The sequence below is a fragment of the Desulfuromonas thiophila genome, assembly GCF_900101955.1.
Taxonomy (GTDB): domain Bacteria; phylum Desulfobacterota; class Desulfuromonadia; order Desulfuromonadales; family Desulfuromonadaceae; genus Pseudodesulfuromonas; species Pseudodesulfuromonas thiophila.
Map to the genome: position 1 here is coordinate 13,279 of NZ_FNAQ01000013.1, position 12,637 is coordinate 25,915.

General features: G+C 63.0%; 9 protein-coding genes. All 9 read left to right on the forward strand.

Annotated elements, in window-relative coordinates:
• Positions 1 to 91: 91 nt before the first annotated feature.
• The 9 genes from hemW (at position 92) to BLR80_RS09845 (ending at position 12,523) form a co-directional block, all read left to right on the forward strand.
• Positions 92 to 1,225: a radical SAM family heme chaperone HemW gene (gene hemW / locus BLR80_RS09805; RefSeq protein WP_171906411.1), complete on the forward strand. Its 1,134-nt coding sequence runs from the start codon at positions 92 to 94 to the stop codon at positions 1,223 to 1,225.
• Positions 1,226 to 1,364: 139 nt separating this feature from the next.
• Positions 1,365 to 2,414, forward strand: coding sequence for a heat-inducible transcriptional repressor HrcA (hrcA, locus tag BLR80_RS09810; RefSeq protein ID WP_245691471.1), 1,050 nt, complete (start codon positions 1,365 to 1,367; stop codon positions 2,412 to 2,414).
• 136 nt (positions 2,415 to 2,550) lie between these two features.
• The gene (grpE, locus tag BLR80_RS09815; RefSeq protein WP_245691466.1) at positions 2,551 to 3,165 is read left to right on the forward strand and encodes a nucleotide exchange factor GrpE; all 615 of its coding nucleotides are present in this window, start codon (positions 2,551 to 2,553) and stop codon (positions 3,163 to 3,165) included.
• Positions 3,166 to 3,208: 43 nt separating this feature from the next.
• Entirely contained in the window at positions 3,209 to 5,122 is a 1,914-nt protein-coding gene (gene dnaK / locus BLR80_RS09820; RefSeq protein WP_092079375.1) for a molecular chaperone DnaK, read from the forward strand.
• 145 nt (positions 5,123 to 5,267) lie between these two features.
• The gene (gene dnaJ / locus BLR80_RS09825; protein WP_092079378.1) at positions 5,268 to 6,386 is read left to right on the forward strand and encodes a molecular chaperone DnaJ; all 1,119 of its coding nucleotides are present in this window, start codon (positions 5,268 to 5,270) and stop codon (positions 6,384 to 6,386) included.
• Between the two features lie 171 nt (positions 6,387 to 6,557).
• Positions 6,558 to 8,480, forward strand: a complete 1,923-nt coding sequence (locus tag BLR80_RS09830; protein ID WP_092079381.1) for a penicillin-binding protein activator — start codon at positions 6,558 to 6,560, stop codon at positions 8,478 to 8,480.
• On the forward strand, positions 8,477 to 9,658 hold the full coding sequence (locus BLR80_RS09835; RefSeq protein ID WP_092079384.1) for a YeeE/YedE thiosulfate transporter family protein: 1,182 nt from the start codon (positions 8,477 to 8,479) through the stop codon (positions 9,656 to 9,658). Before BLR80_RS09830 ends, BLR80_RS09835 begins: the two co-directional genes overlap by 4 nt.
• Positions 9,645 to 9,881 carry a sulfurtransferase TusA family protein gene (locus tag BLR80_RS09840; RefSeq protein ID WP_092079387.1) on the forward strand — a complete coding sequence of 79 codons (237 nt, stop codon included), beginning with the start codon at positions 9,645 to 9,647 and terminating at the stop codon, positions 9,879 to 9,881. Before BLR80_RS09835 ends, BLR80_RS09840 begins: the two co-directional genes overlap by 14 nt.
• A 23-nt stretch (positions 9,882 to 9,904) precedes the next feature.
• The gene (locus BLR80_RS09845; RefSeq protein ID WP_092079390.1) at positions 9,905 to 12,523 is read left to right on the forward strand and encodes a sensor domain-containing protein; all 2,619 of its coding nucleotides are present in this window, start codon (positions 9,905 to 9,907) and stop codon (positions 12,521 to 12,523) included.
• Positions 12,524 to 12,637: the final 114 nt, after the last annotated feature.

Sequence of the window (12,637 nt, forward strand, 5' to 3'; positions counted from 1 at the left end):
GCGCTGCTTGAGGCAGTGCCGCGTCCCTTGTTCCGTGGCGCCGGGGTCTTAGCCGACCCCGGCGCTTTTTCGTCTGTCGGGAGAGTGCGCCGTGGCTGGTCTTTATCTGCATCTGCCCTTCTGCCGCAGCAAATGCCACTATTGCGATTTCTATTCACGCCCCCTGCCGGCACCGCAGGCGCTGCAGCGCTATGTGACGGCGCTGTGCCGCGATCTGCAGATGGCGCTGCTGCCACCCTCGCTGACGGCGCTGCCGTTGACAAGCCTGTTCTTCGGCGGCGGGACGCCCTCGCTGCTGACGCTGGCGCAACTGGAGCAGCTGCTGACAGCAAGCCGGGCGCGGCTGGGTTGGGCGGACGACATCGAAATCAGCCTGGAGGTCAACCCGGCGACGGTGGATGATGTCTGGCTGCGCGGCGCCCGCCGTCTTGGCCTGAATCGACTGTCTGTCGGGGTTCAGTGTTTCGATGACACCGTGCTGCAGCGGCTGGGGCGCTGCCATGATGGCGCGGCCGCAGTGGCACTGGTGCAGGCCGCCCGCCAGGCCGGCTTCGACAATATCGGCCTTGATCTGATGTTTGCAGTGCCGGGGCTGCCGCCGCACGGGCAACTCGAATGGGTCAAGCGGCTGGCACCGGAACACCTGTCGCTCTACGGCCTGACCATCGAGCCGGGCACGCCGTTGGCGCGCGAGGCGGCCGCTGGCCGCTTCACGGCGGAGTCGGAGGAGGCCTACTGCACCCAGTACCTGTTCTGGCACGAGCAACTCAGCGCCCTGGGCTACGACCACTATGAAATCGCCAACTATGCCCGGCCGGGCCGCGCCTGCCGCCACAATCTGGCTTATTGGCAGCGCCACCCCTATCTGGGGTTGGGGGCCGGGGCACACAGCTTCTTTGCCGAGGATCAGGGTCAGCGCTGGGCGGCCGCCGACGACTGGCGCGGCTACTGCCGGGCGGTCGAAACGGGGACCGCGCCGCGCCAGCTGATCGAGACCTTCAGCGCCGACCAGGCGCGCAGCGAATGGGTTTATCTGCGGTTGCGTACCGCCGCCGGCGTTGACGAGGTGGAATTTCGCCGGCTGTTTGGCGCGGACTTCGCCTCCTGCTTTGCCGCGGCGGTGCAGTTCTGCGGTTCTCGGTTGCAGCGGCAGCAGGGCGTCTGGCGCATGGCGGCGCCGGACTGGCTGCTGTTTGACCACCTGGTCAGCCCTTTTCTGTCGTAGCTTGCTGGCGGTGGTTTTTGGCCGGCTGTCTTGACAAAGATCAGGGCCGTTGTTATGTTCTGCCCTGTTAGCACTCGGCGGCAGAGAGTGCTAACAGTGGAGGGCCAGCAGCTGCCGGCCCAGGCGCTGGCCCCCGGTGATGAAAGCGGCTATGGAACTCAACGAGCGCAGTCTGAGCATTCTCGAAGCGATCATCGAAGGCTATATTGCCTCGGGGGAACCCATGGGCTCGCGCACCATTGCGCGCCAGCATCCGCAGATGCTGTCGCCGGCGACGGTGCGCAATGTCATGGCCGACTTGGAGGAAATGGGCTACATCGTATCGCCCCATACCTCGGCCGGCCGGGTGCCGACGGACAAGGGCTACCGTTTCTATGTCGATTCGATGTTGCAGGTGCGCGACCTGACGGAGGCCGAACGCCTCTGTATCGATGCCCACTGTGCCGCCAGCGGCCTGCAGCCGCAGCAGTTGCTCAAACGGGCCGGTCATGTGCTGTCGAAGATGTCGCATTATACGGGTTTGGTGCTGGCACCGCGCTTTTCCGCCACCACCTTCCGCCACATTGAATTTGTGCCCCTGTCGCAGAATCGGCTGCTGGTGATCTTCGTATCGCAAAGCGGCGTGGTGCAGAACAAGATTATCGAAACCAGCGACGATATGCCCGATGTGCGCGAACTGGAGCAGGTGACCAACTACCTCAACCAGTCGCTTGGCGGTCTGACCATTGCCCAGGTGCGGGGCCGGCTGGTGGCGCAGATGCGGGAAGAAAAGGCGTTGTATGACCGCCTGTTGGCCCGGGCGCTGTCGTTGTCGAGCCAGGTATTCGGTGATGATATCGAGGGCGATCTGTTTATCGAAGGCGCCGCCAACATGCTCGATCAGCCCGATTTCACCGATATCGCCAGCATGAAGCGGCTGTTCAAGGCCTTTGAACAGAAACGGCATCTGATTGAACTGCTTGATCGTACCCAGCAGGCCCAGGGCGTGCAGATCTATATCGGCAGCCAGTCGCCGTATCAGGATTTTGAAGGCTGCAGTCTGATTACCGCCACCTATACCAATGGCAAGCAGACCCTAGGCTCCCTGGGGGTCATCGGTCCGAGCCGGATGGCCTACGCCCAGGTGGTGCCGGTGGTGGATTACACCGCCCGGCTGGTGAGTCGGATGCTGGAGCGCGAACTGGAATAACCCTGCTGGCGTGGCAAGAACGCACCCGCGGTGGCGTTGCGGCAACGGTTGTGCGGTTTGCCTTTGGCGTTTTTTGTTTCGCCATCTAACCGGATGCTTTTTGTCAAGGCATCAACCCTGAGTGAGAGGAATGGACGTGTCTGAAGAAAAATCGCAGCCGCAGCAGGCTGCTCCCCTGACCGGAACCGAAGCGGAAACATCCACCAACGGCCAGTCCGAGGCGTCCTGCGCCGGCCTTGAGGAAGAGGTGTCGTTGGTGCCGGCAGCCCAGCTGCAGGCCTGCCGCGAGGAACTGGCGACCCAGAAGGATCAGTACCTGCGGGCGCGCGCCGATCTGGAAAACTATCGCCGGCGCGTGCAGCGCGAAAAAGAGGATCTGCAGCGTTATGGCAACGAACAGTTGCTGCGCGAGATTCTGCCGGTGGTGGACAATCTTGAACGCGCTCTGGCCCACGCCCGAACCCAGGATATCCCGGTCGAGGGGCTGATCACCGGAGTGGAAATGACGCTGGAGCAGTTCCAGCGGGTATTGGACAAATTTCAGGTGCGGCCGGTGGCGGCCCTGCAACAGCCCTTTGATTCGGCCTGTCACGAGGCCATGGGGCAGGTGGAGCGGGAAGATTGCCCGCCGAACACGGTGGTGGAAGAGATGCAGCGTGGCTATATGCTGAATGACCGTTTGTTGCGTCCGGCTCTGGTTCTGGTGTCCAAGGCAGCGGCACCGGCAGGCGCCGCTGCGGCGGATGCCTGATACGAGCCCGGACAGCAGGCTATAACAAAGGAGACTACAGACCATGGGAAAAGTAATCGGAATCGATTTGGGCACCACCAACTCCTGCGTTGCCGTGATGGAGGGAGGGGAGCCGATCGTTATCGCCAATGCCGAAGGCGCTCGCACCACGCCGTCAATGGTGGCCTTCACCGAAAGCGGTGAGCGGCTGGTGGGCCAGCAGGCCAAGCGCCAGGCCGTGACCAACCCGGAAAATACCCTGTTTGCCATCAAGCGTCTGATCGGGCGCAAGTTCGATTCCGACGCCGTGCGCAAGGATATCGAAATCAGCCCGTTCAAGATTGTCAAGGCCGACAATGGCGATGCCTGGGTCGAGGCCCGTGGCAAGAAATACAGCGCGCCGGAAATTTCTGCCATGGTGTTGCAGAAGATGAAGCAGGCGGCGGAGGACTTCCTGGGCGAAAGCGTGACCGAGGCGGTGATCACCGTGCCGGCCTACTTCAACGATTCGCAGCGCCAGGCCACCAAGGACGCCGGCAAGATCGCCGGTCTGGAGGTATTGCGCATCATCAACGAGCCGACCGCGGCGGCGCTGGCCTACGGTCTTGACAAGAAGAAGGATGAAAAGATCGCCGTTTTCGACCTGGGCGGCGGCACCTTCGACGTGTCGATCCTGGAACTGGGTGACGGCGTGTTCGAGGTCAAGTCGACCAATGGCGACACCTTTCTCGGGGGCGAGGATTTTGACCAGCGTGTCATCGATTATCTCGCCGATGAGTTCAAAAAGGAGCAGGGTATCGATCTGCGCAAGGACAAGATGGCCCTGCAGCGCCTGAAGGAAGCGGCGGAAAAGGCCAAGTGCGAGCTGTCCTCCTCGGTCGAAACGGATATCAACCTGCCCTTTATTACCGCTGACCAGAGCGGGCCGAAGCATCTCAACCTCAAACTCAGCCGCGCCAAGCTGGAAAGCATCTGCGCCGACCTGATCGGCAAGCTTGAAGGCCCCTGCCGCACAGCGCTCAAGGATGCCGGGCTGTCGGCCTCTGAGATCGACGAGGTGATTCTGGTCGGTGGCATGACGCGCATGCCGGCAGTGCAGGAGAAGGTCAAGACCATCTTCGGCAAAACGCCCAACAAGGGGGTCAATCCCGACGAGGTGGTGGCCATCGGCGCCGCCATTCAGGGTGGCGTGCTCAAGGGCGAGGTCAAGGACGTGCTGCTGCTCGATGTGACGCCGCTGTCGCTGGGCATCGAGACCCTCGGTGGCGTGATGACCAAGCTGATCGAGAAAAACACCACCATTCCGTGCAAGAAGAGCCAGATCTTTTCTACCGCGGCGGACAATCAGCCGGCCGTGTCGGTTCACGTGCTGCAGGGCGAGCGTGAAATGGCCGGTGACAACAAGACCATCGGGCGCTTCGAGCTGGTCGGCATTCCGCCGGCGCCGCGGGGCGTGCCGCAGGTGGAGGTAACCTTCGACATTGACGCCAACGGCATCCTCAATGTCTCGGCCAAGGATATGGGCACCGGCAAGGAACAGTCCATCCGCATCACCGCCTCGTCGGGTCTGTCCGACGAGGAAATCGAGAAAATGGTGAAGGATGCCGAATCACACGAGGCCGAGGACAAGAAAAAGCGTGCTCTGATCGAGGCCCGCAATCAGGCCGATAGCCTGGTCTACAGCACGGAGAAATCCCTCGCCGAGCACGGCGACAAGGTGGATGGCGAAACCAAGAGCGGCATTGAAAAGGCGCTGGAGAATGTCAAGGAAGCCATCAAGGGCGAGGACACCGATGCCATCAACAAGGCCGTCGAGGCTTTGGCCCAGGCGTCGCACAAGCTGGCCGAGGTAATGTATGCCCAGGCCCAGCAGAATCCGGCGGGCGAGGGTGGCGAAGCCCCCAAGGCCGAGCCGGCCAGCGGCGATGACGTGGTTGACGCTGAATTCGAGGAAGTCAACGACGACAAGAAAAAGTAGGCGCCAGACCTGAGAACGTGCGGGCCGCCAGCAGGCGGCCCGCCTGATCCGGCCAGCTTCTTCAGCCGATCAGCGCCACGCATTGCAGGGGCACAAACAGCTGTGCCCCTGCTGTTTGTAAGCCATCCACGGGAAGGAACGACCCTTGGCAAACGGCAAACGTGATTATTATGAAATCCTTGGGGTCAACCGTAATGCCAGCGAGGCTGAAATTAAAAAGGCCTACCGCCAGCTGGCTATCAAGTACCACCCCGACAAGAATCCTGGCGATCGTCAGGCCGAGGAACGGTTCAAGGAGCCCAGCGAGGCCTACGCCGTGCTGTCCGATGCCCAGAAGCGGGCCAGCTATGATCAGTTTGGCCATGCCGGTGTCGACGGTAACGGAGGTTTTTCCAGCGGCGGCTTTCGCGGCAGTCCGTTCGAAGACATCTTTGGCGACATTTTCGGCGACATTTTCGGCGGTGGTCGTGGTCAGCGCGGCGGCCGCGGCCAGCGTGGCGACGATCTGCGCTATAATCTGAGCATCAGTTTCGAGCAGGCGGCATTTGGCACCGAAACCAGTATCCAGATCCCCCGCCATCACAGCTGTCCCACCTGCGGTGGCAGCGGCGCCAAGCCGGGCACCAGTCCAAAGGTGTGTTCGACCTGCGGCGGTGTCGGTCAGGTCCGTTATCAGCAGGGCTTTTTTCAGCTGACTCGCCCCTGCCCCGATTGTGGCGGCAGCGGCAGCCGGATTGAACAGCCCTGTCCCGATTGCCATGGCAGCGGCCGGGTCAAGGAAAAACGCAAGGTTTCGCTGAAGATTCCCGCCGGGGTTGAAACCGGCACCCGCCTGAAACTGGCCGGCGAGGGAGAGAGCGGCCTGCACGGTGGCCCGCCGGGTGATCTGTATGTTGTTCTGACGGTGGAGGAACACCCGATTTTTCACCGCGAAGGGCGCAATGTCATTTGTGAAATGCCGATTTCTTTCGCCCAGGCGGCCCTTGGTGGTGAGATCGAGGTGCCGACCCTGGAAGGTCGTGTGCGGATGAAGGTGCCCGCGGGAACCCAGTCGGGCAAGGTGCTCAAGCTTTCCGGCAAGGGCATTGTCGATCTGCAAGGCAGTCGGCGCGGTGACCAGCTGGTGGTGCTGCGGGTTGAGACACCAACGAAGCTTACGGCGCGTCAGCGTGAATTGCTGGAGGAGTTTGCCCGTGAGTCGGGAGACGATGTCCATCCGCTCGGCAAGAGTTTTCTTGACAAGGTGAAAGAAATCTTTGATTAGGTAATTTCAGTTATTTCAAGACTTTTTAGCCCAATGAAGCAGTGGCTGAAGCGGGCTTGGCTGTGCTAAGATCAAGGCCGCGTGGTTTGCTGTATCACAGAACCACGCGGCTTTTTTCTTTGTCCTGCCGCAGGAGCGTGCTCGGTGGCTTGTCGAGGAGTGCTTGTTGCCATGATGCTGGGAAGAGGAATCGCTCTGGTCGCTTTGTTGCTGGTCCTGCTGCCGGCGGCCTGGCCGGGCGGGGCGCGGGCACAGGACGGTGCGGCTGAACCCTTGGCGGCGGTGCGGCAGCTGGTGGCGACAGGCCAGATAGACGCGGCCCAGTCGCAGTTGCGGCAACTGCTGCTGGAAAGCACAGAGGATGTCGTGCGGCAGGAGGCCATGACGCTGCTGGCCGATCTGCTGTGGCAACAGCAGTTGCCCGAACAGGCGTTGGCCTATGCCCGCCGCTTGCCGCCGGCGGCGTTGTCGCCGGATTTGTGGCAGGCCCTCGTCGCCGAACAGATTTCCCTTGGCCAACTCGATGCGGCCCAGCAGTTGCTTGACCGTCGGCCAGTGCCGACCAATGCCGCGTCAGCGCCTGAACGGCTGCGGTTGCAGCTGCGCCTGGCGCAGGCCCGTGGCCAGCAACTGCAGGCCCTGATGCTCTACAGTCAGCTGTTGCAGCAGCCGGCGCCGGCCGACGAAGAGCTGTGGCACGAACTGGAGACGCTGGTCAGGCAGCTGCCGGCGGCGGAGCGGGCCGAGGCGGAGTTCATGTTTGCCGGCACCGGCCTGGAGCCGCTGCTGCAGTTGCCTGATTTGCGCGAACAGGTTCGGCAGGCTCGACAGCTGGCGGCAGACGCGCCCGAGCGCCGGACTCTGACGCACCAACTCAGTCAATTGCTGGCTGCGGCCACCGCTCCCGCCTTGCGTCAGCAGCTGGTGACACTGCTGGGTCAGCTGAACGGGACGCCCTGGCAACGCCGGGCCATCGGGGTGCTGTTGCCGCTGACGGGGCGCTATGCGCCCTTTGGCCAGATGGTGCGCCAGGGCATGGAACTGGCAGCGGCTCAGGCGGGGGCCGATGCGGCGGAGCTGCTGTTCCGTGACAGCGCCGCCGATCCTGCCCGCGCGGTTGACGAACTGCGCCAGCTGGTGGAGCAGGAGCGGGTGCTGGCGGTTCTCGGCCCCTTGAGCAGTGAGGCGGCGCAAGCCTGTGCTCCGCTGGCCGACCAGCTGCAGGTGCCGCTGTTGAGCCTGTCGCACTGGCCCGATCTGCCCGCTCAGGGCGCCTATGTCTTCCGCCACAGCCTGACCAGTCGTCAGCAGGTCGAAACCCTGCTGGATTACAGTTTCGGCCGTCTTGGCCTGACCCGTTATGCCATTCTGCAGCCAGACAACAGCAGCGGTGAACGCTTTGCCCGGCTGTTTGCCGAGGCGGTGCGGCGGCGCGGTGGCCAGGTGCATTCCTGGCAGCGCTATGCTGAGCAGGCGACGGATTTCCGGCCGCAGTTGCTGGCCCTGCGTGATCTGCCGGCCGGGCTTGACGCCGGCAGTCTGGCGGTTGCCGACCGTGAGCAGCATAATCGGCGCCAGCAGGGTTTGCCGACGTTGGGCTTCGAGGCGCTGTTTCTGCCCGATTACGCCGAGCAGATTGCCCTGTTGGCCCCGCAGCTGGTGTATTACGGCATCGAGGGCGTTCAATTGCTGGGGATTCATGGCTGGCGTTCCGAACAGCTGCAGCAGCAGGCCGGTCCTTATGTGGCCGACGCCCTGTTCTGCGATGGTTTTTGCGCTGACGGGGCGCGACCGGCGGCGCAGCGCTTTGTCCGCGATTACCAGGCCCGTTACGGTGAACCGCCGACCTTGCTGGAGGCGCAGGGTTACGACTGTGCCCGTCTGTTGCTGCAACTGGTGCGGCAGTGCGAGGCGCCGACGCCGGCGCTGCTGCGCGAGGAACTGCTGCGGCCCGATCCCCTGCGCTATCAGGAAATGGTCAGTGGCCTGAGCGGTTTTGCCGCCGATGGCGAGGCCCAGGTGCAGCTCTGCCTGCTGCGCTTCGGCAACCGCGGCATCGAGCCGCTGCCGCCCGCCGGAGTGCCACTGCCATGACCTCCGCCCCGGTGACCGCGCCGCTGCTCCCCTTGTCTGCGCCTCTGCTGCTGGTTTTGCTTGTCAGCCTGGCGGTGGCGCTGGTCGCCGGTTTTCTGATGCATCGCAGCGATTACTGCCTGACCGGCATGGTGCGCGATCTGTTCCTGTTCCGCCGCGCCGGCCTGCTGCCGGTTCTGCTGCTGCAGATCGGCGCCACCATGCTGTTGCTCGAACTGGCGCGGCTCGGCGGTCTCTGGTCCGGCGCCGCCTTCATCACCGTCAAGCCGCTGTTGCTGACCAGTCTGATCGGTGGTGCCCTGTTCGGTTTTGGCTCGGTGCTCTGCGGCAGCTGCGTGGTCGGCTGCCTGTACAAGATGGCGACCGGCAGCCTGCTCAATTTTGTCGCCTTTCTGGCGATGGTGGCCGGTGCGACCCTGTACGCAGAATTCGCTCCCTGGTGGGAAGGGCTTACGGCCGGCTGGCCGCATCTGCCTTACAAAACCCTGCCCGAGTTGTTGCAATGGCCTGTCGCCAGCCTGGTCTGGCCGCTGATGGTTTTACTGACCCTGGCGCTGTGGCGTTACGGCCGGCAGCGCGGATTTCACCGCCGCTGCGCCGCACGCGGCTTTATCCAGCCCTGGCGCACGGCCCTGGCCTGGGCAGGCCTGACGGTGCTGTTGTGTCTTTTGGTCGGCATGCCCATGGGCATTACCTCCAGCTATGTCAAGCTGGGGTTGAGTGTGGAACAGCTGCTGCTGCCGGACCATGTGGCCGCGCTCGACTATGGTCAGCGGCTGCGGCTGGAGTATGTGGCACCGCTGCTCAATCCCCAAAGCCTTAAATTGGCGGGCCGGCTGGGGCCGGGCTGGGATGCGCTAGCCCTGCTGCAGGCACCGCTGGTTCTTGGTATTGTGCTGGGCAGCGCCTTTTCCGCCTGGCGGCTGGGCGAATGGCGCCTGGTCTGGCGGGTGCCGGCCTGGCAGTATGCTCTGGTGCTGGCAGGCGGTCTGCTGACCGGGTTGGCGGCCCGCATGGGGCCGGGCTGCAATGTGCACTATCTGTTGGGTGATTTGCCCATTCTCGGGCTCAATGCGCTGCTGTTTGTTTTGGGGCTGTTGCCGGGCGCCGCTGCCGGCGCTCTGGTGTTGCGCCAACTGTTGACCCATTTCGCGGCAGGTGACCGTGGAAATCCGTGAGTTCGATATCTGTGGCCAGGTCTGTCCGTCGGCCCTGCTGACCGCCCTGCGCGAGGTCAATCGTCATCGTCAGGCCCTGCGCGAGGGCCGGCTGATGCTGGTGCTTTATCTGGATGCGCGCGAGGCCACCCACACCATTCCCGAGGCGGTTGGCAACATGGGTTATGCAGTCAGTGTTGAACCCTGCCCGCGCGGCTACTGCCTGCGCATCGGGCGCGGCTGACGCCGTCCAGTCAAGGAGAAGGGATGCAGACCTCCGGCCCCCCCGATAGCGCCGCCTTGGCGGTCGATTCGCCAGCCAGCCTGGAGCGCCGGCTGGTGGCCTACGTCCGCGCCAAGATCGATCAGCTGCTGGCCATCATGGGCACGGCGCCGCTGCGCACGGAGGAGTTGGACGACGCCAGCCTGCTGGAAATCGATCCCATCGGCATCATTGCCGAGAGCGTCGCCCAGATGATCGAGCATCTGCACGATATTCATGACCATCTGAGTCTGGCGCACGAGGAGCTGCAGGCGGTCTTCGATGCCACCGGCGCTGCTATCGTGGTGCTCGATGACCAGCTCAGGGTACACAGCTGTAACCGGCGCGCCGCGGAGACCTTCGCTCTGGCAACCGGCGATGTGCCGCTGGCTTTTCCCTTCAGCGCCGCACTGGCTGAGCGCCTGCGGCAGCAGGAAGGCCTGCTGGAGGAGCCCGAGTATTGCCACGCTGACCAGGTGTTCCAGCTGCTGGTGGCTCCCGTGCGCGACCGGGCCGGCCAGTGCCAGCTGCGGGTGCTGGCCTTCAACGATATCACCGAACGGCGGCATAATGAGTTGATGCTGCAGGCCGCCGAAAGCCGCCTGTCGGCGATCTTCAATACCCTGATGGCCGGCATCCTGATTATTGATCCCGAAAGCCATCGCATTGTCGATGCCAATCCGATGGCGATTCGCCTGATTGGTGACCGGCGCGAACGCATCATCGGCGCGGTTTGCCACCGTTATATCTGCCCGGCGCAGCGGGGCGCCTGCCCGCTGACCGACCTGAATCAGAAGCTCGACAACGCCGAACGCATTCTGATCGATGCCTATGGCGAGCATATTCCAGTGCTCAAGACCGCTACGTTGCTTGAACTTGGCGGCAAGCAGTACATCCTGGAAAGCTTTATCGATATTCGCGCCCGCAAAAAGGCCGAAGATGCGCTGCGTGCCAGCGAGGAACGTTACCGGGCACTGTATGCCGCCATGAACGAAGGCTTGATTGTCGGCGAGTTGATCCGCAACGCTGCCGGTCGGGCGGTGGACTTTGTCCTCCATGATGTCAACCCGGCGGCCTGCCGGATTCTGCAGTACAATGCCGAGCGGCTGGTCGGCCAGCGCGCCAGCAGTCTCTACTGGCAGAAAGAAATTCCCTACCTGCGCTTGCTCGAAGCCGTTGTCGCCGATGGTGTGCCGCGTACCCAGGAAATCAGCCTGCGTGGCCGCGAGTTGCACGTGTCGCTGACGCGGCCACTGCCGCAACGCTTTGCCGCCCTGCTCACCGATGTCACGGCCACCCGTCAGGCGCAGCGTCAGATCGAGCGGCTGGCCTACTACGATGAATTGACCGGCCTGCCCAACCGGGTGCTGATTCGCGACCGGCTCAGCCAGGCGCTGGCCCAGGCGCGGCGCCAGAATGGCCTGGTGGCCGTGTTGGCCTTCGACCTCGACCAGTTCAAGAAGATCAACGATTCCCTTGGTAACAGCAGTGGCGACCGTCTGCTGGTGGCGGTGGCCGAGCGCATGACCGTACGGCTGCGCCAGGGGGACAGCCTGGCGCGCATGGGTGGTGACGAATTTGTCATTGTGCTGTCGGGCTGCGTCACCCAGCAGGATGTCATCAGCGCGGCCGTCAAGGTGCTCGATCTGATGGCTGAGCCCTTCCAGGTTGACGAGCATGAAATTGTCTGCACTGCCAGTCTGGGCATTGCCCTGTTTCCGATGGATGGCAGCGATGGCGACAGTCTGCTGAAGAATGCCGATACGGCCATGTACCAGGCCAAGGAAAACGGGCGCAATACCTATCAGTTTTACATGCCGGAGATGAACCAGCGCGCCTTTGAGCGCCTGTTTCTCAACAGCGATCTGCATCGTGCCCTCGACCGGGGCGAATTCGAGCTTTACTACCAGCCGCAACTGCGCCTGAGTGATGGCGCCGTGGTGGGGGCGGAAGCCCTGCTGCGCTGGAATCATGCCAGCAAGGGCCAGATTTCGCCGGTGCTGTTCATTCCCCTGGCCGAGGAATCCGATCTGATTCTGACCATTGGTCACTGGGTGCTGGAACAGGCCTGCCTGGCAGCGCGGCGCTGGTACAATGCCGGCTACCGCCAGCTGCGGGTAGCGGTTAATCTGTCGGCCCGCCAGTTCACCCGCAGCCTGCCGCAGACCGTGGCCCAGGTGTTGCGCCAGACGGCCCTGCCGCCCGAATTGCTGGAACTGGAGCTGACCGAAAGCCTGTTGATGGAAAAACCCGAGCAGGTGCGGGAGGTGCTTGAACAGCTGCGCGAACTGGGCACCCTGACAGCCATTGACGACTTCGGCACCGGCTATTCCTCCCTCAGCTATCTGAAGCATTTTCCCCTTAATCGCCTCAAGATCGATCGCTCTTTTGTCAAGGATCTGACCAGCGACAGCGATGATGCCGTGATCATTGAGGCCATCATCGCCCTGGCGCACAGCCTGCGGCTGCAGGTGGTGGCCGAGGGGGTTGAAACCCCGGCCCAACTCGAATTCATGCGCCGTCACGGCTGTGACGATGTGCAGGGCTACCTGCTGGGGCGGCCGATGCCGGCTGATGAATTGATGCGTTTTCTGCAGCAGCGGCCGATGCCGACTCCGGTCTGACCGGCAGTTCCTAGTTGCCATTCTTCTCCGTCGTTCTCGTCTTGACGTTCCATTGTCTTCGTTGTTCTTCCCCTCCCGATTTACAGCCGCCCTTTTTCTGGCATGCTGGCAGGA